The organism is Streptomyces sp. NPDC088387 (genome assembly GCF_044753385.1).
Lineage (GTDB): Bacteria > Actinomycetota > Actinomycetes > Streptomycetales > Streptomycetaceae > Streptomyces.
The window spans coordinates 160,123-185,374 of sequence record NZ_JBIVNC010000012.1; the positions used below are offsets into that span (position 1 = coordinate 160,123).

22 protein-coding genes, 1 pseudogene and 1 riboswitch are annotated in these 25,252 nt (G+C 70.7%); of the genes and pseudogenes, 11 read left to right on the forward strand and 12 right to left on the reverse strand.

The annotated features are described in order from the left end of the window. Positions 1–171: 171 nt before the first annotated feature. The 3 genes from pyrH to ACIQAC_RS29320 all read left to right on the forward strand — a co-directional run bounded on the left by pyrH (position 172) and on the right by ACIQAC_RS29320 (position 2,769). Entirely contained in the window at positions 172–930 is a 759-nt protein-coding gene (gene pyrH, locus ACIQAC_RS29310) for a UMP kinase (protein WP_402196005.1), read from the forward strand. Between the two features lie 121 nt (positions 931–1,051). Next, positions 1,052–1,609, forward strand: a complete 558-nt coding sequence (gene frr, locus ACIQAC_RS29315) for a ribosome recycling factor (RefSeq protein WP_402196007.1) — start codon at positions 1,052–1,054, stop codon at positions 1,607–1,609. After that, positions 1,609–2,769, forward strand: coding sequence for a phosphatidate cytidylyltransferase (locus ACIQAC_RS29320; RefSeq protein WP_402196009.1), 1,161 nt, complete (start codon positions 1,609–1,611; stop codon positions 2,767–2,769). Before frr ends, ACIQAC_RS29320 begins: the two co-directional genes overlap by 1 nt. Before the next feature lie 66 nt (positions 2,770–2,835). On the opposite strand, the gene ACIQAC_RS29325 is transcribed toward ACIQAC_RS29320, so the two are convergent. Further along, positions 2,836–3,603 (reverse strand): hypothetical protein, encoded by a 768-nt coding sequence (locus ACIQAC_RS29325; protein ID WP_402196011.1) that lies wholly within the window; start codon positions 3,601–3,603, stop codon positions 2,836–2,838. A gap of 121 nt (positions 3,604–3,724) precedes the next feature. After that, positions 3,725–4,543, reverse strand: coding sequence for a hypothetical protein (locus tag ACIQAC_RS29330; protein WP_402196013.1), 819 nt, complete (start codon positions 4,541–4,543; stop codon positions 3,725–3,727). 227 nt (positions 4,544–4,770) lie between these two features. On the opposite strand from ACIQAC_RS29330, the gene rlmN reads away from it, so the two are divergent. The 5 genes from rlmN (at position 4,771) to ACIQAC_RS29355 (ending at position 10,586) form a co-directional block, all read left to right on the forward strand. Further along, entirely contained in the window at positions 4,771–5,877 is a 1,107-nt protein-coding gene (gene rlmN / locus ACIQAC_RS29335; protein ID WP_402196015.1) for a 23S rRNA (adenine(2503)-C(2))-methyltransferase RlmN, read from the forward strand. Positions 5,878–5,922: 45 nt separating this feature from the next. Further along, positions 5,923–6,041: riboswitch (TPP riboswitch) on the forward strand. After that, entirely contained in the window at positions 6,038–7,117 is a 1,080-nt protein-coding gene (locus ACIQAC_RS29340) for a thiamine ABC transporter substrate binding subunit (protein ID WP_402196018.1), read from the forward strand. It overlaps the preceding riboswitch by 4 nt. A 35-nt stretch (positions 7,118–7,152) precedes the next feature. Beyond that, on the forward strand, positions 7,153–8,754 hold the full coding sequence (locus ACIQAC_RS29345) for an ABC transporter permease (RefSeq protein WP_402196020.1): 1,602 nt from the start codon (positions 7,153–7,155) through the stop codon (positions 8,752–8,754). A 2-nt stretch (positions 8,755–8,756) separates the two neighbouring features. Beyond that, positions 8,757–9,776 carry an ABC transporter ATP-binding protein gene (locus tag ACIQAC_RS29350; protein WP_402196023.1) on the forward strand — a complete coding sequence of 340 codons (1,020 nt, stop codon included), beginning with the start codon at positions 8,757–8,759 and terminating at the stop codon, positions 9,774–9,776. A 24-nt stretch (positions 9,777–9,800) separates the two neighbouring features. Beyond that, positions 9,801–10,586, forward strand: coding sequence for a maleylpyruvate isomerase family mycothiol-dependent enzyme (locus tag ACIQAC_RS29355; protein WP_402196025.1), 786 nt, complete (start codon positions 9,801–9,803; stop codon positions 10,584–10,586). Between the two features lie 315 nt (positions 10,587–10,901). Here ACIQAC_RS29355 and ACIQAC_RS29360 read toward each other — a convergent pair whose 3' ends face one another. The 7 genes from ACIQAC_RS29360 to ACIQAC_RS29390 all read right to left on the reverse strand — a co-directional run bounded on the left by ACIQAC_RS29360 (position 10,902) and on the right by ACIQAC_RS29390 (position 18,108). Then, positions 10,902–11,600 carry an LAETG motif-containing sortase-dependent surface protein gene (locus ACIQAC_RS29360; RefSeq protein ID WP_402196028.1) on the reverse strand — a complete coding sequence of 233 codons (699 nt, stop codon included), beginning with the start codon at positions 11,598–11,600 and terminating at the stop codon, positions 10,902–10,904. Between the two features lie 226 nt (positions 11,601–11,826). Further along, on the reverse strand, positions 11,827–12,981 hold the full coding sequence (locus ACIQAC_RS29365) for an LOG family protein (protein ID WP_402196235.1): 1,155 nt from the start codon (positions 12,979–12,981) through the stop codon (positions 11,827–11,829). Positions 12,982–13,049: 68 nt separating this feature from the next. After that, entirely contained in the window at positions 13,050–13,457 is a 408-nt protein-coding gene (locus tag ACIQAC_RS29370) for a VOC family protein (RefSeq protein WP_402196030.1), read from the reverse strand. A 193-nt stretch (positions 13,458–13,650) separates the two neighbouring features. Beyond that, the gene (locus ACIQAC_RS29375) at positions 13,651–15,249 is read right to left on the reverse strand and encodes a hypothetical protein (protein WP_402196032.1); all 1,599 of its coding nucleotides are present in this window, start codon (positions 15,247–15,249) and stop codon (positions 13,651–13,653) included. Beyond that, positions 15,231–15,971, reverse strand: coding sequence for an ABC transporter ATP-binding protein (locus ACIQAC_RS29380; protein ID WP_402196034.1), 741 nt, complete (start codon positions 15,969–15,971; stop codon positions 15,231–15,233). The genes ACIQAC_RS29375 and ACIQAC_RS29380 overlap by 19 nt, the downstream gene beginning before the upstream one ends. 230 nt (positions 15,972–16,201) lie before the next feature. Further along, on the reverse strand, positions 16,202–17,566 hold the full coding sequence (locus tag ACIQAC_RS29385) for an aspartate aminotransferase family protein (RefSeq protein WP_402196036.1): 1,365 nt from the start codon (positions 17,564–17,566) through the stop codon (positions 16,202–16,204). Positions 17,567–17,586: 20 nt separating this feature from the next. Then, complete coding sequence (locus ACIQAC_RS29390; protein WP_402196037.1) at positions 17,587–18,108, reverse strand: Lrp/AsnC family transcriptional regulator; 522 nt, start codon at positions 18,106–18,108, stop codon at positions 17,587–17,589. Between the two features lie 165 nt (positions 18,109–18,273). On the opposite strand from ACIQAC_RS29390, the gene ACIQAC_RS29395 reads away from it, so the two are divergent. Next, entirely contained in the window at positions 18,274–19,710 is a 1,437-nt protein-coding gene (locus tag ACIQAC_RS29395) for a gamma-aminobutyraldehyde dehydrogenase (RefSeq protein ID WP_402196039.1), read from the forward strand. Positions 19,711–19,834: 124 nt separating this feature from the next. After that, positions 19,835–20,995 (forward strand): spermidine/putrescine ABC transporter substrate-binding protein, encoded by a 1,161-nt coding sequence (locus ACIQAC_RS29400; protein ID WP_402196042.1) that lies wholly within the window; start codon positions 19,835–19,837, stop codon positions 20,993–20,995. Positions 20,996–21,003: 8 nt separating this feature from the next. On the opposite strand, the gene ACIQAC_RS29405 is transcribed toward ACIQAC_RS29400, so the two are convergent. Continuing rightward, positions 21,004–21,855 (reverse strand): class I SAM-dependent methyltransferase, encoded by an 852-nt coding sequence (locus ACIQAC_RS29405; RefSeq protein ID WP_402196044.1) that lies wholly within the window; start codon positions 21,853–21,855, stop codon positions 21,004–21,006. A gap of 74 nt (positions 21,856–21,929) precedes the next feature. Next, positions 21,930–23,387: pseudogene (locus ACIQAC_RS29410) on the reverse strand (dihydrolipoyl dehydrogenase family protein). Between the two features lie 159 nt (positions 23,388–23,546). Here ACIQAC_RS29410 and ACIQAC_RS29415 point away from each other — a divergent pair. After that, entirely contained in the window at positions 23,547–24,164 is a 618-nt protein-coding gene (locus tag ACIQAC_RS29415; RefSeq protein WP_402196047.1) for a CGNR zinc finger domain-containing protein, read from the forward strand. A 19-nt stretch (positions 24,165–24,183) separates the two neighbouring features. Here the strand turns inward: ACIQAC_RS29415 and ACIQAC_RS29420 are convergent, their stop codons facing one another. Beyond that, positions 24,184–25,152 carry a hypothetical protein gene (locus ACIQAC_RS29420; RefSeq protein ID WP_402196049.1) on the reverse strand — a complete coding sequence of 323 codons (969 nt, stop codon included), beginning with the start codon at positions 25,150–25,152 and terminating at the stop codon, positions 24,184–24,186. Between the last annotated feature and the right edge of the window lie 100 nt (positions 25,153–25,252).

Consider the following 25,252-nt stretch of genomic DNA (forward strand, 5'->3'; position numbering starts at 1 on the left):
CCGCTAGGGTCGAACGCAGTCGTCCGCGCCCCGCGCGCACTGCGTCCCGCACGCGCGCGTGGCGGACGGCAGCAGATCTGACGAGGAGGCCATTGCCGCGCATGGGATACACACCCCCCACCGGCAATGGCCTTCTTCGTATGTGCAACACGTGAAAGAGGCGGGATCTCCATGACCACCAAGGCCCAGAAGAGCGACGACGGCAAAGTACGCGGCCGGTTTCTGCTGAAGCTGTCCGGAGAGGCCTTCTCCGGCGGCGGGGGCCTGGGCGTGGACCCGGACGTGGTGCACGCCATCGCCCGTGAGATCGCGGCCGTCGTCCGCGGCGGCGCGCAGATCGCGGTCGTCATCGGCGGCGGCAACTTCTTCCGCGGCGCCGAACTCCAGCAGCGCGGCATGGACCGCGCCCGCTCCGACTACATGGGCATGCTCGGCACCGTGATGAACTGCCTCGCCCTCCAGGACTTCCTGGAGAAGGAGGGCATCCAGTCCCGGGTGCAGACCGCCATCACCATGGGGCAGGTCGCCGAGCCGTACATCCCGCTGCGGGCCGTGCGCCACCTGGAGAAGGGCCGCGTCGTCATCTTCGGCGCCGGTATGGGCATGCCGTACTTCTCCACCGACACCACCGCCGCGCAGCGCGCCCTGGAGATCGACGCCGAGGCGCTGCTGATGGGCAAGAACGGTGTGGACGGGGTCTACGACTCCGACCCGAAGACGAACCCGGACGCCGTCAAGTTCGACTCCCTCGGCTACGGCGAGGTCATCACCCGCGATCTCAAGGTCGCCGACGCCACGGCCGTCACGCTGTGCCGCGACAACAAGCTTCCGATCCTCGTCTTCGAGCTTGTGACGGAGGGCAATATCGCGCGTGCCGTCAAGGGTGAGAAGATCGGCACGCTGGTGGGTGACCAGGACAGCCGGGTCTAGGCCGGGGGATGGACAATGTCCTGCCGGTCGGGAACCGTGCAGGAAGAAGACGCGACGCAGCCGGCCGTTCATATGCATCGCATATGCAGCCGGGCCACTCAAAGACACGCAGGAGCAAGTGGTGATCGAAGAGACCCTCCTCGAAGCCGAGGAGAAGATGGAGAAGGCCGTCGTGGTCGCCAAGGAGGACTTCGCCGCGATCCGCACCGGCCGTGCGCACCCGGCGATGTTCAACAAGATCGTGGCCGACTACTACGGCGCGCCGACGCCGATCAACCAGCTGGCTTCGTTCTCCGTGCCGGAGCCGCGGATGGCGGTCGTCACCCCGTTCGACAAGACCGCCATGCGCAACATCGAGCAGGCGATCCGCGACTCCGACCTGGGGGTCAACCCCAGCAACGACGGCAATATCATCCGGGTGGTGTTCCCCGAGCTGACCGAGGAGCGCCGGCGCGACTACATCAAGGTCGCCAAGGCCAAGGGCGAGGACGCCAAGGTGTCCATCCGCTCGGTCCGGCGCAAGGCCAAGGACGCCATCGACAAGCTGATCAAGGACGGCGAGGTCGGCGAGGACGAGGGCCGTCGTGCGGAGAAGGAACTCGACGACACCACCGCGAAGTACGTCGCCCAGGTGGACGAGCTCCTCAAGCACAAGGAAGCGGAGCTGCTAGAGGTCTGATGAACGACTCTTCCTGGGGGGCGCCGCCACAAGCCGGGCATACCGGGTACTGGGGGCCCACCGAGCATGGACCTGTCCAGGGGGCTGCCCCGGCGGGTCCCGCGTACGATGCGCACCAAGCGCAGCAGACTCGCCCCATGCCCATCGTGCCCGACCTGCCCGCATTCGGCGGAGACCAGGATGAGGACCGGAGGACCGCTCGGCCGGGCGGCCCTCTGTTCCGCGACGAGACGTTCCGTGACGATACGTTCCGCGACGAGACCCCGTCGGCGCCCCGTGCGGCGGTGCCGCAGAATCCGGAGCCCATGCACCACGCCCCGCAACCGGCGCCCGCACCGCAGAAGAAGAGCGCGGGCCGGGACCTGGGTGCGGCCATAGGGGTCGGCGTCGGGCTCGGCGCGGTGATCGTCGCCTCGCTGTTCGTCGTCAAGGCCGTCTTCGTCGGTGTGGTCGCGGTCGCCGTGGTCGTCGGACTGTGGGAACTGACCCGGCGGCTCGACGAACGCAAGGGCATCAAGGCGCCGCTGGTACCGCTCGCGGTCGGTGGCGCTGGGATGGTCGTCGCCGGGTACGTGCGGGGTGCCGAGGGTGCCTGGGTCGCCATGGCGCTGACCGCGCTCGCGGTCCTGGTCTGGCGGATGACCGAACCGCCGGAGGGCTATCTCAAGGACGTCACCGCCGGGGTCTTCGCGGCCTTCTACGTGCCGTTCCTGGCCACGTTCGTCGCGATGATGCTCACCGCCGACGACGGTCCGCAGCGCGTGATCACCTTCCTGATGCTGACGGTGGTCAGCGACACCGGCGCGTACGCCATCGGCTGGCGTTTCGGCCGGCACAAGCTGGCGCCCCGGATCAGCCCCGGCAAGACCCGCGAGGGACTGCTCGGCGCGGTCACCTTCGCGATGGCGGCCGGCGCGCTGTGCATGGAGTTCCTGATCGACGACGGCACCTGGTGGCAGGGCCTGCTCCTGGGCCTCGCGGTCGCCGCCAGTGCCACGCTGGGCGACCTGGGCGAGTCGATGATCAAGCGGGACCTCGGCATCAAGGACATGGGCACGCTGCTGCCGGGTCACGGCGGCATCATGGACCGCCTGGACTCCCTGCTGCCGACGGCACCCGTGGTCTGGCTGCTGATGGTGGTCTTCGTCGGCTCGGGCTGAACCTCCGCGTATCCGGTGCGGATCCACCCCTTCCGACCCGTGCACGGCCGCGTCACAACGCGGCGGTCACGGGAGCGGGAGGGGTGGCTGCGTCCGGGGCCCCGCGCCGGCCCGTCCGTCCCGCAGGTCGCGGTACAGGAACCACGCCGTGCCCACGACGACCACCCCGCACACCGACGGTACGACCGGCCAGGGGACCCCCGTCCACACGGAACCGAGGCCCACCACACCGCAGCTGACGCCCGCGACGATGAGCAGCACCTTGCCGTACGGCCGCCAGGTGAAGTGCCCGGGGTGCGTGGGCCGTGCCACCCGCACGCCGCCGAAGAGCAGCCCGAGGGCCGCCAGCAGCCACAGGAACGTGCCGATCGCGGCCACCATCTGGAGTTCGTCGCGGGGTTCCTCGGCTGTGCTCTGCCGCAGGTTCCCCTGCGCGATCACCATCACGTCCCCGTCCCAGACGGTCCCGGTGACCCGCTCGCCCTTCTCCAGCCCGCTCAGCACCGGCCCCGGGTCACCGAAGGACGACTCCATCCGCGTGTAGGGCCCGGGTCCGGTCAGGACCGCCGCCCGGTTCTTCCGCTTGTTCGTCACGCTCTCCACGGTGAGGGTGACGTCCCGCAGACAGTCCTCCACCGCCGACGCCTCACTGCCGGCGGGACACTTCCCGGCCGCCGAGTAGTCCCGGTACCGGGCGGCGTCGCCGGGCAGCCAGGTCGTGAAGACGGAGAACCCGGCGAAGGCGGCGACCACGGCCAGCCCGACCAGCACCGCCCCACCCACCCGGTTCCACCCGCCCCACCCGGCCCTGCCGTCCCCCGTCCCCACCCTCACACGCACTCCCCACCGAAGCCGAGTGGCCAGTCTCACCCGCCGACGATCACGCGAGCAAGGAGACCGAACGGGAGCCGGAGGCTCTGCGAGGACGGCGGCCGTCTTCTCGTTGAAGGGGGCATCAGGCCCTTGGTACTGCCCACATGGCGCTCACCAGGATGAGAGCAGGCAGAACAAGGGCTGCCTCGCTCATCGTGTAGACCAGCCCGAGAGGCAGCTCCAGCTGGTCGTGGGGGATGCCCACGAAGGTCGCGCTGAGCGCCGCGAGGATCGCGCTGATCATCAACGTGAACCACGCACAGACCGTGACGTGTCGATTCGGCCAGCTCGGCACGGAACCCGAGGGCGTCGGAGAAACCCGCTTGCGCCAGAAATACCACAAGGCGACAACGAGACCTGCGAGTGTTCCCCAGATCATCCAATCCGCCCACCAGGCTGCGGAACGCTCGGTCCATGTGTTGTGAAATCCGACGGATGACACAGCGAGCATCGCCGTGGCGAAAATCGCTGCCACGAGAATAAGTCCGCGAAAGAAGCGCACCTCTCCGTCGCTATTTCGGTCGTACGCCAGGAGCAGCCATGCCAGTGCGGTGATGACCACCGGTGCGGCAGCACCCAGAATCGCGCCGGCGAACAGTTGCTCGATAGATGCTCTTTTGCAGACCAGCTCGCCCGCCGTCAGCGCGTACAGGTAGGCGGCGAGGGCCAGCGCGAAGAAGCTGGGCAGCAGCAGACGGAGACCGCGCGAAGCGTCGGCGTCTTTGCCTGCCGCGTTCTTCTGGCCAATGACCATGACAACGCCGGAGAAAACGAAGCCGGCGAAGATACCGCAGAAGGCGCTGAGTGCTTCCGCGGACCCGATGGGATTCCAGTCCCCCGGCCCGTTCGCACATATGTCCGGTGTGAATTTCGCGGATAAGTTCACGGCGAGTGACATCATGGGCTGAGACGGTGTCAGCGGATCTTGAATGGTGTCACCGTTTTGGTCCTTTCTTGGCTCGACGGAATGCGGTGCCTTTGGGTGCGAGTGTGTGATCGAGGCCGGCGGCACGTCCGTGCGGGTCCGTCTGCGGGCCGTCGGAAGAGAGCCGGCGACGACCGGAGACGGCCACTGCGCACAGCTCGGGGCTCAGATCACCTGATCCGATCTGCGACACTGGTACGGCTATGCCTAAGCCCGGAGAACTCACATTCGTCGCCCCCCGCGGAGTCAAGAAGCCGCCGCGGCATCTTGCTGATCTCACGCCAGCCGAGCGCAAGGACGCCGTGGCCGAGGTCGGGGAGAAGCCGTTCCGTGCCAAGCAGCTCTCGCAGCACTACTTCGCGCGGTACGCGCACGACCCGGAGCAGTGGACCGACATCCCGGCCGGCTCGCGTGAGCGGCTGCGGGAGGCGCTGCTGCCGGACCTGATGACCGTCGTACGGCATCTGTCGACGGACGAGGGTGCCACGCGCAAGACGCTGTGGCGGCTGTTCGACGGGACGCTCGTCGAGTCGGTGCTGATGCGGTACCCGGACCGGGTCACCATGTGCATCAGCTCGCAGGCCGGGTGCGGGATGAACTGCCCGTTCTGCGCCACCGGACAGGCCGGGCTCGACCGGAACCTGTCGACCGCCGAGATCGTCCACCAGATCGTCGACGGGATGCGGGCGCTCAGGGACGGCGAGGTGCCCGGCGGGCCCGCGCGGCTGTCGAACATCGTGTTCATGGGCATGGGCGAGCCCCTCGCCAACTACAAGCGGGTCGTTGGCGCCATCCGCGCCCTGACCGACCCCGCACCCGACGGCGGCGGGCTCTCGCAGCGCGGGATCACCGTCTCGACCGTGGGTCTCGTCCCGGCGATCAACCGGTTCTCCGACGAGGGCTTCAAGTGCCGCCTCGCGATCTCGCTGCACGCCCCCGACGACGAGCTGCGCGACACCCTCGTACCGGTCAACACCCGGTGGAAGGTGCGCGAGGTGCTGGACGCCGGGTTCGCGTACGCCGACCGGTCCGGGCGGCGGCTGTCCATCGAGTACGCGCTGATCCGGGACATCAACGACCAGGCATGGCGCGCCGACCGGCTCGGGCGGATGCTCAAGGGCCGGCCCGTGCACGTCAACCTCATCCCGCTGAACCCGACGCCGGGCTCCAAGTGGACCGCGTCCCGGCCCGAGGACGAGAAGGCGTTCGTCGAGGCCATCGCCGCCCACGGCGTGCCGGTCACCGTCCGGGACACCCGAGGTCAGGAGATCGACGGGGCGTGCGGTCAGCTCGCGGCCACCGAGCGGTAGTCTGACCGACGTCGGTACAGCGTCATCAGGACAACTTCATATCCCATTTTCCGACAGGGGAGCGCCACAGCGCTGAGAGTGCGGCCGCCGCAGGACAGGCGGGCCGCAGACCCTCTGAACCTCGCCCAGGTCATTCTGGGTAGGAAGTTCGGTTTCCTTCATGAGAAGCACCAAGCACTGCCTTGCCCTGGCCGCCGGCCTGGGCCTCCTCACGCTGTCCGCGTGCGGATCCGGCTCCGACTCCGGCAGCGGCGGGGATTCCAAAACCGTCACGCTCGTCAGCCACAACTCCTGGGCCGTCTCCAAGAGCGTCCTCGCCGACTTCGAGAAGAAGTCCGGCTACCGGGTCAAGGTCCTGGAGGACGGCGACGCCGGCCAGGCCGTCAACAAGGCGATCCTCACCAAGGACAACCCGCAGGGCGACGTCTTCTTCGGCGTCGACAACACCCTCCTCTCCCGCGCCCTCGACAACGGGCTCTTCCAGCCGTACGAGGCCAAGGGCTCCGACCTGGTGCTGCCCGAGTACCGGGCCGACGAGAGCAAGCACCGGGTCACGCCCGTCGACACCGGCGACATCTGCGTCAACTACGACAAGGCCTACTTCAGCGAGCACAGGCTGGAGCCGCCGAAGACGTTCGACGACCTCACCAAGCCCGCGTACAAGAACCTGCTCGTCACCGAGAACGCCTCCACCTCCTCGCCCGGCCTGGGCTTTCTGCTCGGAACCGCCGCCAGGTACGGCGACGACGGCTGGCAGGACTACTGGAAGAAGCTCACGGCCAACGGCGTGAAGGTCGTCGACAGCTGGGAGCAGGCCTACAACGAGGAGTTCTCCGGGTCCGCCGGCGGCAAGAAGGCCAAGGGCGACCGGCCGCTGGTGGTGTCGTACGCCTCCTCGCCGCCCGTCGAGGTCGTCTACGCCGATCCGCAGCCCACGACCGCCCCCACCGGCGTCGCCGACGGCACCTGCTTCCGCCAGGTCGAGTACGCGGGACTGCTGAGCAACGCGAGGAACACCGAGGGCGGCAAGGCGCTCCTTGACTTCCTGCTCACCAAGGAGTTCCAGGACGACATGCCGCTGAACATGTTCGTCTACCCGGTGCGCGAGGCCGCCCAGGTCCCGGAGGTCTTCGCCAAGTACGGCCCCCAGGCGAAGGATCCCGAGACCATGGACCCGGCGAAGATCGCCGACCACCGTGACGACTGGGTCAAGTCGTGGACGTCGCTCGTACTGAAGTAGGCAGGCGCCGCGGGGGCGCGGCGCGGCTCGGGCTGATGGCCCTGCCCGTCGCGTTCTTCGGCGTCTTCTTCGCCTACCCGGTCGCCGCGATCCTCGGCCGGGGCCTGCACGTCGACGGCGGCTGGCGGTTCGGACGGCTGTGGGACGTGCTCGGGCAGTCGGACATCCGGCACGTGCTGTGGTTCACCACCTGGCAGGCGCTGGCCTCGACCGCGCTGACCCTGCTGATCGCCCTGCCCGGCGCCTACGTCTTCGCCCGCCTCGACTTCCCCGGCAAGCAGGTGCTGCGCGCGGTCGTGACCGTGCCGTTCGTGCTGCCGACGGTCGTCGTCGGTACGGCGTTCCTGGCACTGGTCGGCCGCGGCGGACTCCTCGACGAGCTGTGGGGCGTACGCCTCGACACCACCGTGTGGGCGATCCTGCTCGCGCACGTCTTCTTCAACTACGCGGTCGTCGTACGGACCGTGGGCGGCCTCTGGTCCCAGCTCGACCCGCGGCAGGAGGAGGCGGCACGCATGCTGGGCGCGTCCTCGCTGCGGGCCTGGCGGAAGGTCACACTCCCGGCGCTCGGACCGGCCGTGGCCGCCGCCGCGCTGATGGTCTTCCTGTTCACCTTCACCTCGTTCGGTGTGGTGCAGATCCTCGGCGGGCCCACCTTCTCCACCCTGGAGGTGGAGATCTACCGGCAGACGTCCGAGATCTTCGACCTGTCCACGGCGGCCGTCCTCACCCTGGTGCAGTTCGCGGCCGTGGGCGCGATCCTCGCCGTGCACGCCTGGACGGTACGGCGGCGGGAGAGCGCGCTGCGGCTGGTCGACCCGGCGACCACGGCCCGGCGCCCGCGCGGGGCCGGACAGTGGGGACTGCTGGCCGGCGTCCTGGCCGTCATCGCCGTACTCCTGCTGCTGCCCCTCGCCGTGCTGGTACGGCGGTCCCTCGACGCCCCCGACTTCGGCTACTACCGGGCGCTGGCCTCGGACGACTCCGGGGTGTTCCTCGTCCCGCCGATCGACGCGGTCGGCAACTCGCTCGCCTACGCCGTTGTCGCCACCGCCATCGCCGTACTGGTCGGCGGGCTCGCCGCGGCGGCGCTCACCCGGCGGGACGCGGGACCCTTCGTGCGCGGGTTCGACGCGCTGCTGATGCTGCCGCTCGGGGTCTCCGCGGTGACCGTCGGCTTCGGCTTCCTGATCGCGCTGGACGAGCCGCCGCTGGATCTGCGCTCCACCTGGATCCTGGTGCCGCTCGCGCAGGCGCTGGTGGGGGTCCCGTTCGTCGTACGGACCATGCTGCCGGTGCTGCGGGCGGTGGACGCGCGGCTGCGGGAGGCCGCGGCCGTGCTCGGCGCGTCGCCGTGGCGGGTGTGGCGGGAGGTCGATCTGCCGCTGGTACGGCGGGCGTTGCTGGTGGCGGCCGGGTTCGCGTTCGCGGTGTCGCTGGGCGAGTTCGGCGCGACCGTGTTCATCGCGCGGCCCGACAACCCGACGCTGCCGGTCGCCGTGGCCAAGCTGATCGGGCGGCCCGGCGAGCTCAACTACGGCCAGGCGATGGCCCTTTCGACGATTCTGATGGTGGTGTGCGCGGTGGCGCTGCTGGTCCTCGAACGGCTGCGGACCGACCGGACCGGGGAGTTCTAGCGATGCTGCTGACCCTTGAGGGCGCGACGGTCCGCCTCGGCGGGCGGAACGTGCTGGACGCCGTCGACCTCGATGTCGCCGAGCACGAGATCGTGTGTGTGCTCGGGCCGAGCGGCAGCGGCAAGTCGACGCTGCTGCGGTCGGTCGCGGGACTCCAGGCACTGGACGCCGGGCGGGTGCGGCTCGACGGCCGGGACCAGTCGGGGGTGCCCGCGCACCGGCGGGAGATCGGGCTGATGTTCCAGGACCACCAGCTCTTCCCGCAGCGGGACGTGGGCGGCAACGTCGCCTTCGGGCCGCGGATGCGCGGCGCCTCGCGCGACGAACAGCAGGCGCGGGTACGGGAGTTGCTGGAGCTGGTCGGTCTGCCGGGCGCCGCGCGCCGGGCGGTCGGCTCGCTCTCCGGGGGCGAGCAGCAGCGGGTCGCGCTGGCCCGCGCGCTCGCGCCGAGCCCCCGGCTGCTGATGCTGGACGAGCCGCTCGGGCAGCTCGACCGGTCCCTGCGGGAACGGCTGGTGGTCGAACTGCGGGAGCTGTTCGGGCGGTTGGGGACGACCGTGCTGGCGGTGACACACGACCAGGGCGAGGCGTTCGCGCTGGCCGACCGGGTCGTGGTGATGCGGGACGGCCGGATCGCGCAGTCCGGCACCCCGCTCGACGTGTGGCAGCGGCCCGTCGACGCGTTCGTGGCGCGCTTCCTCGGCTTCGACAACGTCGTGCGGGCCACGGTGAGCGGACAGGCCGCCGACACCGCGTGGGGCAAGCTGCCGGTGCCCGTGGGCGCACCCCAGGGCACCTGGGACGTCCTCGTACGGCCCGCCGGGGTACGGCTCGTCGCCGCCGACGAGGGGCTGCGCTGCATGGTGACCGCGCGCACCTTCAAGGGCACCCATGTCGCCGTGCACCTCCAGCCCGAGGACGCGCCCCGGCTGGAGGCGGCGTGCGCGCTGCGGGACGCGCCCGAGGTGGGGGACGTGGTCGGGGTCGCCTTCGACACGGCGGAAATCGTGGTGCTCGGCTGAACCGGCCGCCGTAGCCTGCGGGGCATGACTCTCCTCGCACATGAGCGCTACTGCGATGAAATCGCCCACCAGGTGGGGCAGTTGCGGGCCGTGGTGACGTCCGGCGCCGATCTGTCCGGCAGGGTGCCGACGTGTCCCGACTGGTCCCTGGAGTACCTCGTGCGGCACACCGGCGGGGCGCTGCGCTGGGTCGACGAGATGGTGCGCACACGGGCGCAGGAGGAGCTTCCGCTCGACCGGGTGCCCGAGGTGACGGGGCCCGTCGCCCAGGGGGACGCGGCGGCGCTGGACGGGTGGCTCGCGGAGACCGGGGAGCGGGTGGTCGCGAGTCTGCGGGAGGCGGGGGCCGAGACCGCTGTGTGGAGCTGGGCCGGGATCCCCACGTCCGGGTTCTGGGCGCGGCGGATGACACACGAGCTGACCGTGCACCGGGCGGACGCGACGCTGGCGGCCGGGTTGCCGTACTCCGTGGCGCCGGAGGTGGCCGCCGACGCGATCGACGAGTGGCTCCAGATCGTGCAGTACGTGCAGCGGGTGATGCCGCACGATGCGGCGAACGAGTTGCGGGGGGACGGGCGGACCATCCATCTGCATGCCACGGATGTGGAGGCGGAGTGGGTGATCGAGCTTGGTGCGGGTGGGGTGGTGTGGCGGCGGGGGCATGAGAAGGCGACGGTGGCTTTGCGCGGGGCGCTTACGGATGTGCTGCTGGCGTTCTATCGGCGGTTGCCGCTGGACGGGGCCGGGGTGGAGGTGCTCGGGGAGCGGGAGCTGCTGGAGTTCTGGCTGGAACGGGCCACTTTCGGCTGACGCCGGAGGGTGCGGCGACCGGGGTGGCAGCTGGAGGCGGGGCGTTGCGCAGCCCGGCCCCTGCGCGGTGCCGCCGCGCCCACCCGTGCCGCCCTGCGGCACGTTTGCCCGCGGCTACGCGGGTGCGGCGGCGGGGGGGGGGGGCTTTCTGGGGGCGCGGGGAACTGCGCGAGCGGCCACGACGGGCCCGCGGCCGAACGATGTCTTTCAGGGGCGCGGGGAACTGCGCGAGCGGCCACGACGGGCCCGCGGCCGACAGCGGACGGCCCGCCCCCGGAAACCCGGGGACGGGCCGCGCTGTGGAACCGTCAGACGTCAGCTGCCGCTGTTGGCGCCCCGGCGGCGGAAGCCGAAGAAGACCGCGCCGCCACCGACGACGACCAGCGCCGCGGCGATACCGGCGATCATCCCGGTGTTGGAGTTGGCGCCGGTCTCGGCGAGGTTGGACTCACCCACGGCCGGCGACGGCGCGTTGCTCACCGTCTCCGCGGGCGCACTGCTGCTCTCGTCCGGCGTCGACGGCGTCGGCTCCGGCGACTCCGACTCGGCCGGCGGGGTGGACTCCTCCGGCGTCGACTCCGACGGGGTCGGCGTCGGGCTCGGGGTGTCCTCCGTCGCGCAGGCGGTGGACGGGGTGGTCAGGTTGGGCTTGATGTCCTCGTCGACCTGGTTGCCGGCCTTGACGTGGATGCGGTACTCCGCGTTGGGCTTCCAGTCCTCGGTGAAGGTGATGGTCACACCTTCACGGGTGCCCTTCACGTCCTGGCTGCCGACGAGCTTCTCGTCGGCGCCGTTGTTCTCGAGGTACACGGTGACCGTCGCGGGAACGCCCGAGGGGTCCTTGTCCGTGACGGTGATGACACCCTTGGTGCCGTCGCAGATGGCTGCGGCGGAGAACTCGCTGATGTTGCACGCGAGCGCGTTGCCGGCGACGCCGAGCGCGAGCGCGGAGGCAGCGGCGGCGACACCGAGGGCACGCACGGAACGACGTGCGTTGCGGCGGGATATGGACACTTTTGTCCTTTACGGGGTGCGTAAATGCGGGGGGTTGAAGGAGCCGGTGTGAAGACGGCACCCTCATGAGGCTCATAGCTTTATAAGCGTCCCGTAAGCATCGTCAATGACTCTGTCCGCTTGGTCCGTCCACTTTCCGATGTCTTTACTCAGTCAAGCGTTTGGTAAGAGTCCGGCCACGACATCTCTCAACTCCCGCCGGACGCGGGCGGAATTCGCGGTGACGTCAGGGCGCCGGACGCAAGTCGCCCAAAGCGCCCGCCGCTTCGGCCACCGAGTCCACCAGCGCGATCCGCGCCGCCATCGACCGCTCGCCGGCGAGCGCCTGGAGCAGCGGCCACGTGGGCAGCTTCTCCGTCCAGTGCGCACGGTTCACGAGCACCATGGGCGTGGGCTCACCCCGCGACTCGTAGTAGTTCGGCGTCGCGTTGTCGAAGATCTCCTGTACGGTCCCGGCGGCGCCCGGCAGGAAGATCACACCGGCCGTGCAGCGGGCCAGCAGGCCGTCCTCGCGGGTGGCGTTGGCGAAGTACTTGGCGATGTGCGCGGCGAAGGCGTTGGGCGGCTCGTGGCCGTAGAACCAGGTCGGGATGCCGACCGAGGGGCCGCCGTCCGGCCAGCGCTCCCGCACCTCGAACGCGGCCCGTGCCCAGTCGGCGATCGACGGCACGAACTTCGGCGTCTTCGCGAGGAGTTGGAGTGCCTCGTCGAGCATCCCGTCCTCGTGCGGGGCGGCGTACGCGCCGAGGTTGGCGGCCTCCATGGCGCCGGGGCCGCCGCCGGTCGCGACGGTCAGGCCGGCGCGGGCCAGCTCACGGCCCAGGTGCGCGGCACCGGCGTACGCCTCCGTGCCGCGGGCCATCGCGTGACCGCCCATGACGCCCACCACCCGCGCGCCGACGAGCAGTTCGTCGAGGGCGTCCGAGATGGCGTCGTCGTGCACGGAGCGCAGCATCGAGGCGAAGACGTCGCCGTCGGACCTGGTCTCCTGGAACCACGCGTAGGACCGCGCGTCCGGCGTCGACTCGTACCCCTCGCCCAGGCCCTCGAACAGCTCGTCCGGGGTGTAGACGAAACCGCGGTACGGGTCGAAGGGGAGGTGGGGTATGGGCGGGAAGACCAGGGCACCGGTGGCCGCGATGCAGGAGGCGGCGCCGGGGTCCATACGGCAGCCCAGGAAGACGGCGCCGGTGGAGTCCAGGGACATCAGCGCCTCCGTACGGTCCGTCAGGTCGACGGCCTGGACACGGAAGTGGGCGAGGCTCCCGTGCGCCGCGACGATCTCGTCGAACTCGGCGAGGGACTCGATCTCGCGGTCGTGCGAAGCGGTGTGGGACGCCCCGTGAAGGGCGGCGGCGTCGGCCGCGGCGGGGGCTGCCAGGTGGGCGGGTGTCTGCTCTGGAGTCGGCTGCACCCGCCCATGCTAGGCATCCCCGGCGCCCGTCACGGTCAGCCTTCCACGGCCGCCGGGTCCATCCAGATGACCTCCCAGGTGTGGCCGTCGAGGTCGTCGAAGTTCCGTCCGTACATGAAGCCGTGGTCCTGGGGCTCGCCGGACGGCGTACCACCCGCGGCGATCGCCTTGTCGACCAGCTCGTCGACCTTCTCGCGGCTCTCGGCGCTCAGCGCGATCAGCACCTCGCTGCTCGTCGTCGCGTCCACGATCTCCTTCTTGGTGAAGGTCGAGTAGAACGGCTTGACGAGCAGCATCGCCACGATGGTGTCGCTGATCACCACGGAGGCGGCGTTCTCGTCGCTGAACTGCGGGTTGAGGCTGTAGCCGAGCTCGGTGAAGAACTTCTTCGAGGCGTCGAGGTCGGACACGGGCAGGTTCACGAAGATCATCTGCTGGTACATGTGCGGTCTCTCCCATTCGGTGATGTGCCGTTCGGTGGGGTAGACCGGGCCCCCGATCGGAACTCATCGCCGACGGCCGATCTTTTTTCGAAGATCTTCGACGGCCGTCGAGCCCGCCACCAAGCCCGGCGTCGAGCCCGCCACCAAGCCCGGCGTCGAGCCCGCCACCGAGCCTGCCGCCGTGCCCGCCCGCTCAGCCCGTCAGTGGCTGGGCCGCCAGCTCGGCCACCACCAGGGTGAGCGGTACGAACAGGGCGAGCAGCGCGCCCGCGCGGAGCGCCGCGGCACTGCGCAGCAGGGTGGCCGGGGCGCCGAGCCGCAGCAGGGCGGCCGTGGTGTCGGCGCGGGCGTGCCGTGCCTCGACGGCGGCCGTGAGCAGCGTGGCGAGGGTGCACCCGGCCACCAGGGCCGAGCCCAGGGTGGTGAGCGGCCCGAAGAGCTGCTGGGCGGAACCGTTCGCGGTGTGCAGCGCGGTCGTCGCGTACGCGGCCGACGCCACCGCGCAGACCACGCCGAGCGGCCGTCCGATCCGGCCGGCTTCCGCCATCAGGACCCGGCCCGCGAGCATCCGCAGAGCGCCGGGCCGCACGGCCTGGAGCAGACGCCCGCACAGGTGGGTGAGGCCGGGCCCGGCGAGCGCGAGCCCCAGCGCGGTCAGCGTCCAGCCGACGAGCACACTGACCGGACCGGCCGCGAGACCGCCGGGCAGCATGGCCGACGGGGAGTCCTTCGAGGCCCGGGTCGCGTACACCTCGACGGCGAGCCCGACGGCGAGCACGGAGATGCCCCACGGCAGCCCTGTGGGGGCCGTGCGCGACGCCGGGAGCAGGGCTCCGTGCTCCGCCGCCACCATGTCGCCCTCCGGCGGTGTGGGCGCCACGCCGTCCGGTTCCCGGTGCGTGCCCGCGGTCACCTCGGCGGTGACCCGGCTGCCCGGCGCCTTGCGCGAGGCGTGCACGGTCCGGGCGCGCCGCCGTTCACGCGGACCGTCACCGGTGGCGGCGTCGGGCCCCTGCGGGGCGGTGGCGTCCGTACGTCCGTGGCGACCGTCGGTGTCCCGTCCGCGGCGCCCGCCCCGGTCACCGGCTCCGGTCCCGTCCGTGACGGCACGACCGTGCCGGTCCGTGTCGCGGGCGTGCCCGGCGCGGGGACCGTCGTTCTCCGGACCCGGGTGCCCGCCGCGGCCCACCGTGGCCGTCCGCTGACGTGGCGCACCCGCCGCGGGGCCCCGCCACCAGCCGGGCCCGGCGCGGAACCCCTGCCGGGTCCGGCCACCGCCCGGTTCCCGCGGCCGCAGGACCAGGGCCGTGGCGAGCGAAGCCGCCGCCGGGACCAGGGCGAGGAGCGTCAGGGCCGCCGGGAGGGGGAGGGGCAGACCGGCGGCGAGCACGTCCTCGGCGGCCCCGTCGAACGGCATCCCCGTCAGATCGCCGCGCAGATGCAGGAAGAACAGCAGCGCCAGCATCGAACCGAGCACGGTCGACAGGGCCGTGGTGGTCGCCGAGATCGCCATCAGCCGGGCCGGCCCGAGGCCGATCGCGGAGAGGCCGGGCCGCGGCCGGGTACCGGGGTCGGTCCGTGCGACGGCGACCGCGAACTGCACGGTCGCGGCCGCCGGCACCAGACACCAGGCCAGCCGCAGCGCGGAACCGCCCGGCGCGTGCGGATGGCTCATCGCGTGGCCCAGCGTGCACAGCAGCAGGAAGCCCGTCCCGCCGGCCGCCGCGGCCACCAGCAGTCGGCGCAGTTGTACGGCGGGCCGGCCGCCGCGGGTCAGACGGAGAGCGAGCACTCGGCCCGGCCCTCCGACTCGGCCACGGGCGGCAGGTGGACCGTGGTCACCCGGCGTCCGTCGAGCAGCGACACCGTGCGGTCGGCGAGCGCCGCGGTCTCGGCGTCGTGCGTGGCCAGCAGCACGGTGATGCCGTGGGAGCGGGCGGCGGTGGTGAGCGTACGCAGCACATGGGCGCGGTCGGCGCGGTGCAGCGGGGCCGTCGGCTCGTCGGCGAAGAGCACCGACGGCGCGGGGGCGAGCGCACGGGCGATGCAGACCCGCTGCCGCTCCGCCTGCTTCAGCTCGTACGGGTGCCGGCGCGCGCACTCGCCGATGTCGAGCCGCTCCAGCCACTCCAGGGCCGCGGTCCTGGCCCGGCGCCGGCTGGTGCCGCGCAGCATCAGCGGCAGGGCGGCGTTCTCCCAGACGTTCAGTTCCGGTACGAGGACGGGGGCGGTGTCGATCCAGCCGAACCGGTCGCGGCGCAGCCGTTCACGGGCGATCGGGCCCATGGTGTGCACGGGGACGCTGTTGAACCAGACCTCGCCCTGCCGGGGCCGGGCCAGTCCGGACAGACAGCGCAGCAAGGACGTCTTGCCGCTGCCGCGCGGGCCGCCGACGGCGAGGATCTCGCCCTCCCGGACGCCGAGCGAGACACCGCACAGCGCGGGGGAGCCGTCGTCGTGGGTGAAGTGCAGGGAGCGTGCCCAGAGCACTTCGTTGTCCGGCGGGGCCTCCATGCGCGTACACCTCAGTTCGGATCGGTGGTTCCTGTGTTTCCCGTGCCTTGTCCCTCGTGCGGGGGAACGAAGGCTGGGCCGATCGGTCACTGGGCACGCTAGGTACTCCCCGGAGCCGGGCCGGACAGCACGCGGCCCCGGGCCGCCGTTTCTCACTCGAACGGACGGCACCGGGGCCGGAGTTGATCATCCAGAAGGAAGATCGGAAACAGCCAGGGGTACGGGGTGGATCAGAGCTTGGTCCACGCCTCCGTGAGGGTGGCGCGCAGGATCTGCTCGATCTCGTCGAAGGTCCCCTGGTCGGAGATGAGCGGCGGGGCGAGCTGGACGACCGGGTCGCCGCGGTCGTCGGCCCGGCAGTACAGGCCGTTGTCGTAGAGCGCCTTGGAGAGGAAGCCGTACAGGACGCGCTCGGTCTCCTCGTCGTTGAAGGACTCCTTGGTGTTCTTGTCCTTCACCAGCTCGATGCCGTAGAAGAAGCCGTTGCCGCGGACGTCGCCGACGATCGGCAGGTCGTGCAGCTTCTCCAGCGTGGAGCGGAACGCCGACTCGTTGTCCAGCACGTGCTGGTTGAGGCTCTCGCGCTCGAACAGGTCGAGGTTGGCGAGGGCGACCGCCGCGGAGACCGGGTGGCCGCCGAAGGTGTAGCCGTGCAGGAAGGTGTTGTCGCCCTTGTAGAACGGCTCGGCGAGCTTGTCGGAGATGATGCAGGCGCCGATCGGGGAGTAGCCCGAGGTCATGCCCTTGGCACAGGTGATCATGTCCGGTACGTAGTCGAACTTGTCGCAGGCGAACATCGTGCCCAGGCGGCCGAAGGCGCAGATGACCTCGTCCGAGACGAGCAGCACGTCGTACTGGTCGCAGATCTCGCGCACCCGCTGGAAGTAGCCGGGGGGCGGCGGGAAGCAGCCGCCCGCGTTCTGCACCGGCTCCAGGAAGACGGCCGCGACCGTCTCCGGGCCCTCGAACAGGATCTGCTGCTCGATCTGGTCGGCGGCCCAGCGGCCGAAGGCCTCCGGGTCGTCGCCGAAGAGCGGGGCGCGGTAGATGTTGGTGTTCGGCACCTTGTGCGCGCCCGGCACGAGCGGCTCGAAGGGGGCCTTGAGGGCCGGCAGGCCGGTGATGGACAGGGCGCCCTGCGGGGTGCCGTGGTAGGCGACCGCGCGGGAGATGACCTTGTACTTGGTCGGCTGGCCCTTGAGCTTGAAGTACTGCTTGGCGAGCTTCCAGGCGGTCTCGACCGCCTCGCCGCCGCCGGTGGTGAAGAAGACCTTGTTCAGGTCGCCCGGCGCGTGCTGCGCGAGCCGCTCGGCCAGCTCCACGGCCTTCGGGTGGGCGTACGACCACACCGGGAAGAACGCCAGCTCCTGCGCCTGCTTGAAGGCGGCCTCGGCGAGTTCGACGCGGCCGTGCCCGGCCTGGACCACGAAGAGACCGGCCAGACCGTCGAGGTAGCGCTTGCCCTTGTCGTCGAAGATGTAGGTGCCCTCGCCCCGCACGATCGTGGGGACGGGCGCGTTCTCGTACGACGACATGCGGGTGAAGTGCATCCACAGGTGGTCGTACGCGCTCTGGCTGAGGTCCTTGGTGCTCACGGTTATCGGGTCCTCACGGGTTATCGGGTTCCCCACATGTAGGTCTGCTTCTTGAGCTTCAGATAGACGAAGCTCTCGGTGGAGCGCACTCCGGGGATGGCCCGGATGCGTTGGTTGATGACGTTCAGCAGGTGGTCGTCGTCCTCGCAGACGATTTCCACCATGAGGTCGAACGAGCCTGCGGTCATCACCACGTACTCGCATTCGGGCATGGCCGTCAGCGCGTCGGCGACGGACTCCACGTCGCCCTCCACGTGGATACCGACCATCGCCTGCCTGCGGAAGCCCACGGTGAGCGGGTCGGTGACGGCGACGATCTGCATCACGCCCTGGTCGAGCAGTTTCTGCACGCGCTGGCGCACGGCCGCCTCGGACAGGCCCACGGCCTTGCCGATCGCGGCGTACGGCCGCCTGCCGTCCTCCTGCAACTGCTCGATGATGGCGAGGGAGACATCGTCCAGAGTGGGACTGCCGTTCCCCGTCCTGGACTGACTGGAGCCCCTGGGCTCTGCGCTGCGACTGGCCACGGACTCACCATGCACGAGGTCTCGACGGTTTCGCAAGGCTTGATCGATGAAATTCGTTGTCTACGAGTTCAAACCTTGCGGATTTCGCAGGTTCGGCGGTGCAGGGGGTGTTGAAATCGTCGGCCTACGGATTAGGGTGGGTGTCTCAGTGATTGGACACCCGAACTTGGAGGGCCGGCAGTGAGCACCGAGCTGCGTCGTCTGCGCAATTTCATCGACGGAGAGTTCCGGGACGCCGCCGACGGACGGACCACCGAGGTGGTGAACCCGGCGACCGGCGAGGCCTACGCGACGGCGCCGCTGTCCGGACAGGCCGACGTCGACGCGGCCATGGCGGCCGCCGCCGCCGCGTTCCCGGCCTGGCGGGACAGTACGCCGGCCGAGCGGCAGCGGGCCCTGCTGAAGATCGCCGACGCGTTCGAGGAGCGCGCCGAGGAACTGATCGCGGCCGAGGTGGAGAACACGGGCAAGCCCATCGGGCTCACCCGCACCGAGGAGATCCCGCCGATGGTGGACCAGATCCGCTTCTTCGCGGGCGCCGCGCGGATGCTGGAGGGCCGCTCGGCCGGTGAGTACATGGAGGGACTGACCTCCATCGTCCGCCGTGAGCCGGTCGGTGTCTGCGCCCAGGTCGCGCCCTGGAACTACCCGATGATGATGGCCGTGTGGAAGTTCGCGCCGGCCCTCGCCGCGGGCAACACGGTCGTACTGAAGCCCTCGGACACGACTCCCGCGTCCACGGTCCTGATCGCCGAGATCATCGGCTCGATCGTGCCCAAGGGCGTTTTCAACGTCATCACCGGCGACCGTGACACCGGCCGTCTGATGGTCGAGCACCCGACGCCGGCGATGGCCTCCATCACCGGTTCCGTGCGGGCCGGCATCTCCGTGGCCGAGTCCGCCGCGAAGGACGTCAAGCGGGTCCACCTGGAGCTGGGCGGCAAGGCGCCGGTCGTCGTCTTCGAGGACACCGACCTCGCCAAGGCCGTCGAGGACATCTCGGTCGCGGGCTTCTTCAACGCCGGACAGGACTGTACGGCCGCCACACGTGTCCTCGTCCACGAGTCGATCCACGACGAGTTCGTGCAGGCGCTCGCGAAGGCCGCCGCGGAGACGAAGACCGGGCAGCCGGACGACGAGGACGTGCTCTACGGTCCGCTGAACAACCCGAACCAGCTCAAGCAGGTCTCCGGCTTCATCGAGCGGCTGCCCGCCCACGCCAAGGTCGAGGCCGGTGGCCACCGGGTCGGTGAGAAGGGGTACTTCTACGCCCCGACCGTCGTGTCCGGGCTGAAGCAGGACGACGAGATCATCCAGAACGAGGTCTTCGGGCCCGTCATCACGGTCCAGTCCTTCACCGACGAGGCGCAGGCCGTCGAGTGGGCGAACGGTGTGGAGTACGCGCTGGCTTCCTCCGTGTGGACGAAGGACCACGGGCGGGCGATGCGGATGTCCAAGGTGCTGGACTTCGGGTGCGTGTGGATCAACACGCATATTCCGCTGGTTGCGGAGATGCCGCATGGCGGGTTCAAGAAGTCGGGGTACGGCAAGGACCTTTCCGCGTACGGGTTTGACGACTACACGCGGGTCAAGCATGTGATGACGTCCCTGGACTGAGGGGCCTCGGGGGCTGGGTGGTGCGGCGTTGTCGACAGGGTGTCCTGAGAGGGGCCCCTTGCTTGACGTTGCGTCGATTGTTCGGCGACCTGGAGCGGCGCATGCTGCGGGGATGTCCTGGTCCATGAACACGTCTGTCCTGTCCCGTCGTTCGGTGTTGCTCGGCCTTGCCGGGGTTGCCGGGTGTGGTGTGCCGGCTGCCTACGTCGCCCCCGGTGACCGGGGCGGTGCCGATCGGTCTTCCCGGGACAAGCGGCTGGTGTTTGCCAACTGGCCCCTGTACATCGACACCGACGACGAGGACTCGAACCGGCGGCCCACGCTGGACGCGTTCGAGAAGCGGAGCGGGATCTCCGTCGACTATGTCGAGGAGATCAACGACAACGACGAGTTCTTCGGGAAGATCAGTCCGTCGCTGATGAACCACCAGCCGACGGACCGCGATCTCATCGTCATCAGTGACTGGATGTGCGCGCGGTTCGTACGGCTGGGCTGGGTGCAGGAGATGGACCGCGCCCGGCAGCCGAACGTGACGCGGTACCTGGACCCGTTGCTGCGGTCGCCCGCCTTCGACCCGGGGCGGAAGTTCACGGTGCCGTGGCAGTCCGGGATCACCGGGATCGCGTACAACCGGCGGCGGCTCGGCCGCGAGATCCGGCACGTGTCCGATCTGTGGGCGAGCGATCTGAAGGGCCGGGTGACGCTGCTGTCCGGGCTGGACGAGGCGTTCGCGCTGCTGATGCAGGGCAACGGCGTCGACGTCACCCGGTGGACGGCGGACGACTTCCACACGGTGTGCGACCAGGTGGACCGGCAGGTCAGGTCGGGCCAGATCCGCCGCTTCACCGGCAACGACTACATCAAGGACCTCTCCAGCGGTGACGTCCTGGCCTGCCAGGCGTACTCCGGTGACGTCATCCAGCTCCAGGCGGACGACCCCGACATCCGGTTCGTCGTTCCCGAGGAGGGTGCCGAACTCTGGTCGGAGTCGCTGATGATCCCCAACCTCGCCGCGCACAAGGCGAACGCCGAGCGGCTCGTCGACCACTACTACGAGCCCGAGGTCGCCGCCGAGTTGGCGGCCTGGGTCAACTACGTCTGTCCCGTGCCGGCCGCCCGCGACGTCCTCGCCTCCTCCGGGGACGAGGAACTCGCCGCGCTCGCCGAGGACCCGCTGATCTTCCCGGACGACAGCATGCGCGAGCGGCTCGCGATCGCCCGCGACATCACGTCGGAGGAGCGGGTCGACTTCGGCAAGCGGTGGAACGCGATCGCGGGGTTGTGAGGCGGGGTCTACGCGTCCGACTCCCGTACCGCGCGCAGGTGGGCGATCGCGTACGGGCGGGAGCCCAGGGTGACGGCGCGGAAGAGGGCGCCGGCCGCGCGGTGGGCGGGGCTGATGCGTTCCATCACCTGGTGTTCGGCGACCAGGCGCCAGCCGGGGGTGAGGGCCGCGAGGCGGCGGCCGTTGGCCGCTCCGGAGCGGAACCTGGCGCCGGTCGCCCTGACGATGGGATGGCGGTCGCTGAGGGCGAGTCGGGGGTGGAAGTAGTCGCCGACGAGTTCCGTGCCGGGGCCGAACGCGGTGCGGCACGAGGACAGGAACGTACGCAGCTCGTCCATGTCGAAGTACATGAGGACGCCTTCGGCGAGTACGAGGACCGGGCGGCCGGCGGTCTCGTCGGTCAGCAGTGCGGTCCAGCCCGGTTCGGTGACCGACACGTCGTAGAGGCGGACCGGGTCTTCGGGCAGCAGTTCGCGGCGGAGCCGGATCACCTCCGGCAGGTCGGCGCCCAGCCACGTGAGGGTTCCGGGGGTGCGGTCGTCGAGCCGCTGGGTGCGGGTGTCGAGTCCGATACCCGCCGAGAGGATCACCCCGTCCGGGTGGCGGGCGGCGAAGTCGACGACCAGGGCGTCGATGGTGGTCGCGCGGTGGATCGAACCCGCCGCGTTGCCCCGGTCGGTGAGGATCTGCCCGGCCCGGTGGCTGGTGCGGGCCAGCAGGTCGGCGGCGAGCGGATCGCGGAACGTGGTTCCGGGGACCAGTTCGGCGGCGTGGGCACGGGCGTGCAGCGGCGTCAGAAGTGTGGCCGGAACTCCGGTGAGGCCGCCTTGGGGCGGTGTGGCGCCCGGGGCGTCATCCATGAACTTAGGTAACCCTAAGTTCATGGGCGGGTCAAGCGTTCCGGGCGCCTTCGCAGGCAGGGCTCCCGACGGTCTCAGGCCCTCTCGCGCTCGTACGCCGCCAGCAGGAACAGCCAGATCTCGCTGACCGTCGGGAACGGGGCGACGGCGTGGCGCAGGCGCTTGAGGGGGACCTGGCCGGCCACGGCGATCGTCGCCGAGTGCAGCAGCTCGCTCACTCCCGGGCCGACGAAGGTCATGCCGAGGAGGGTGTCGTCATCGAGGTCGACGACCATACGCGCGTGCCCGCGGTAGCCGTCGGCGTGCAGGTTGGCGCCCTGCGCCGCGTTGAGGTCGAGGTCCACGACCTGGATACGGTGGCCCGCCTCCGTCGCCTCCTCGGCGGTGATGCCGACCGCGCCGGCCTCCGGGTCGGTGAAGAAGACCTGGGCCACGGCGTGCTGGTCGGCGGTCGTGGCGTGGTCGCCCCAGGGGCCGACGTCCAGCGGGCGCCCGGCGGCCCGTGCGCCGATGGCGTCGCCCGCCGTACGCGCCTGGTACTTGCCCTGATGGGTGAGCAGGGCACGGTGGTTGACGTCACCGAGGGCGTACAGCCAGTCGCCCTCGACGTCCTCGACCAGGCAGGTGGTGTCGACGTCCAGCCAGGTGCCGGGCGCGACGCCGACCGTCTCCAGGCCGATGTCGTCCGTGTTGGGGGTGCGGCCGGTCGCGAACATGACCTCGTCCACCTCCAGCCGGCTCCCGTCGTCCAGCGTCAGCGTCACCGGCCCCTTGGCGTCGGGACGGCTCAGCGCGGTGATCCGTGCGCCGATCAGTACGTCCACGCCGTCCTCGGTGAGGCCTTCGCGGACCAGCTCTCCCGCGAACGGCTCCATGTGCGCGATCAGTCGACGGCGCGCCAGCAGTGTGACCCGGGAGCCCAGTCCCTGTCAGAGCGTGGCCATCTCGACGCCGACGCCTCCACCGCCGACGACGGCGAGCCGGCCGGGCACGGAACGGGAGTCGGTGCCCTGCCTGTTGGTCCAGGGCCGGGCCTCCTCGATACCGGGCAGGTCCGGCAGCGCGGGGCGGCTGCCGGTCGCGACGGCCACCGCGTGCCGGGCGGTGAGCCGCTCCACGGTTCCGTCGCCGCGGGTGACCGTCACCCGCTTCGGGCCGTCGAGGCGACCGTGGCCGCGGTGGAGGACGGCGCCGATGGAGCCGATCCAGTCGGCCTGTCCGCTGTCGTCCCAGCCGGACACGTACCGGTCGCGGCGGGCGAAGACCCGGTCGGTGTCGATCCGTCCGGTGACGGCCTGCCGGGCGCCGTCCACACGGCGGGCGTCGGCCACCGCGATCACCGGTCGCAGCAGCGCCTTGCTGGGGACGCAGGCCCAGTACGAACACTCGCCGCCGACGAGTTCGCGCTCCACCACGGCCACGGTGAGTCCGGCGGCGCGGGCGCGGTCGGCGACGTTCTGACCGACCGGGCCCGCACCCAGCACGATCACGTCGTAGGTGGCGCTGTCCTGGCCGTCTTGGGGTTCCGTCATCGCGCTCTCATTTCCGGACATGGAGATTGGTTGGGTGAACTAATGGTTGCTGAACTAATGGTTGCTCTGTGCTTCTTCCATTAGAACCATCTCGTGGTCCGCCTCGGCTGTCAAATGGATGCGGCGGTCGTAAACCATTAGCTCGGGTACTCTGGGCGTATGACGACCGAGGGTGTGGCCACGACCGCGGTGCTGTTGGGGGAGCCGCTGCCGGTCGAGTTGATGAACACCGTGACCATGGACCGCGCGGGGCGTGCGCAGGACGCGCTCGACAGCGACTCCGGTGCGGCGGTGTGGCTGCGGGCGGTCGCCGGGCGGTTCGCCGAGGCCGGTATGGAGTCCGGTCCGTCGGTCGAGGGAGAGCAGGGGGTCGCGGAGTTGCGCGCCCTGCGTGACGCGCTGCGCATGCTGGCCTCGGCGGCGACCGGCGACCCCCGCCCCCCTGCCCTCCCCGGCGAGCCCGCACGCCCGGCGGCGATCGGCACCCTCAACGCGCTCGCCCGGGCCTGGCCCGAACTCGTCTGGGACGAGGGCGAGTCGCCGTCCCGCGTCTACCGCGGCTCGGGAACCGAGGGGGCCGTACGGCTCATCGCCCACCAGGGCGTCCAGCTCTTCACCGGCCCCGACCGCGAGCGTCTGCGCCCGTGTCTGGCGCCGAACTGCGCGCTGTTCTTCGTCAGGAACCATGCCCGCCGGGAGTGGTGCTCGCCGGTCTGCGGCAACCGGGTCCGCGTGGCCCGGCACTATCGCCGCCACCACGCGTCCCCGGAGAGCTGAGCCGGCGCACGCCGGTGGATCAGTGGCCGTGCGGTGCCTGCTCCTCGCCGTCGTGCGGCGCCTGCTCCTCGCCGCCCTGGGTGGGCTCGGCGGTGGCCGCCCGCTCCCCGGCGCGGACCGTGAATGCCGCCGTGTGGACCTTGCCGTCCGCCTTGAAGTCGAGGAAGAGGCGGTAGTCGCCGGTGCTGGGGGCGACGGCCGTGAACGCCACCTCGGGGCTGCCGGAGACCGTGTCGCCGTGGGCCTCCTCGTGCGGGTGGACGTGCAGATACGCCAGGTCCCCGGCGCGCAGGGCGACCAGATGGCCGTAGGCCCCGAGGTAGGGCTGGAGGTCGGTGACGGGGCGGCCCGCGCGGGTGACGGTGAAGGTCAGTTCGCTCTCCGCGCCCGCCTTCAGGGTGCCGCCCAGCTGCACCTCGTAGCCGTCGACCTTCGCGGTCGCCGACGCCGGGGGCAGGCCCGTCGGTGTGTACGACCCCGAGACCGCCAGGTCCGCGCCCAGGGTGAGGCCCTCCTGCTCGGCGGCCGGCCTGAAGTCGGCGAAGACGCGGTAACCGCCGGGTTCGGGGAGCGTGGCGGTGGTCGACCAGGTGCCGTCGGCCGCGCGGACGGGGTGGAGATGGCGGTACGTCGTCAGGTCGCGCGAGGCGACGATCAGATGCAGCTCCTTCTCGTGCTCGCGGCGGAACTCCGTCACCGCCCGGCCCTGTTCGTCGCGGATCGTGAAACGCAGCTCGGTCGGGTCGCCGGCCCGCACACGCTGGGTGCGCAGGTCGAGGGTGTAGCCGTCCTGGGAGATCTGGAGGCCGCCCGGGGTGAGCGCCGCCTCGGTGGCCCGTCCGCCCGTACCGCCGTGGCCGGAGTCCGTGTGCGCGGCCGGTTCGCGCTCGTCGGCCACCGGGGCGATCGCGTTGCCGACCCCGTACGCGGCGGCGAAGCACGCGGCGAGGGCCGCTCCGAAAGTGCCGATCTTCTGGAGGGGGTTCATCTCTGACTCCTGGGGCCGTGGTCGGTTCCTGGTCTCGGTGGGGTCCGTGGCTCGGTGTGTCCCGGTGGGGTCCGTGACGCCTTGCCTTGGATACCCGTGG

What these genes read in the sequence shown, in the direction of transcription:
- ACIQAC_RS29350 (WP_402196023.1), top strand. Translation starts at nt 8,757, where the DNA reads ATGCTGCTGACCCTTGAGGGCGCGACGGTCCGCCTCGGCGGGCGGAAC.
- ACIQAC_RS29370 (WP_402196030.1), bottom strand. Translation starts at nt 13,457, where the DNA reads ATGTACCAGCAGATGATCTTCGTGAACCTGCCCGTGTCCGACCTCGAC.
- ACIQAC_RS29415 (WP_402196047.1), top strand. Translation starts at nt 23,547, where the DNA reads ATGACGACCGAGGGTGTGGCCACGACCGCGGTGCTGTTGGGGGAGCCG.
- pyrH (WP_402196005.1), top strand. Translation starts at nt 172, where the DNA reads ATGACCACCAAGGCCCAGAAGAGCGACGACGGCAAAGTACGCGGCCGG.
- ACIQAC_RS29345 (WP_402196020.1), top strand. Translation starts at nt 7,153, where the DNA reads ATGGCCCTGCCCGTCGCGTTCTTCGGCGTCTTCTTCGCCTACCCGGTC.
- ACIQAC_RS29355 (WP_402196025.1), top strand. Translation starts at nt 9,801, where the DNA reads ATGACTCTCCTCGCACATGAGCGCTACTGCGATGAAATCGCCCACCAG.
- ACIQAC_RS29340 (WP_402196018.1), top strand. Translation starts at nt 6,038, where the DNA reads ATGAGAAGCACCAAGCACTGCCTTGCCCTGGCCGCCGGCCTGGGCCTC.
- ACIQAC_RS29330 (WP_402196013.1), bottom strand. Translation starts at nt 4,543, where the DNA reads ATGATGTCACTCGCCGTGAACTTATCCGCGAAATTCACACCGGACATA.
- ACIQAC_RS29380 (WP_402196034.1), bottom strand. Translation starts at nt 15,971, where the DNA reads ATGGAGGCCCCGCCGGACAACGAAGTGCTCTGGGCACGCTCCCTGCAC.
- ACIQAC_RS29400 (WP_402196042.1), top strand. Translation starts at nt 19,835, where the DNA reads ATGAACACGTCTGTCCTGTCCCGTCGTTCGGTGTTGCTCGGCCTTGCC.
- ACIQAC_RS29320 (WP_402196009.1), top strand. Translation starts at nt 1,609, where the DNA reads ATGAACGACTCTTCCTGGGGGGCGCCGCCACAAGCCGGGCATACCGGG.
- ACIQAC_RS29405 (WP_402196044.1), bottom strand. Translation starts at nt 21,855, where the DNA reads ATGGATGACGCCCCGGGCGCCACACCGCCCCAAGGCGGCCTCACCGGA.
- rlmN (WP_402196015.1), top strand. Translation starts at nt 4,771, where the DNA reads ATGCCTAAGCCCGGAGAACTCACATTCGTCGCCCCCCGCGGAGTCAAG.
- ACIQAC_RS29420 (WP_402196049.1), bottom strand. Translation starts at nt 25,152, where the DNA reads ATGAACCCCCTCCAGAAGATCGGCACTTTCGGAGCGGCCCTCGCCGCG.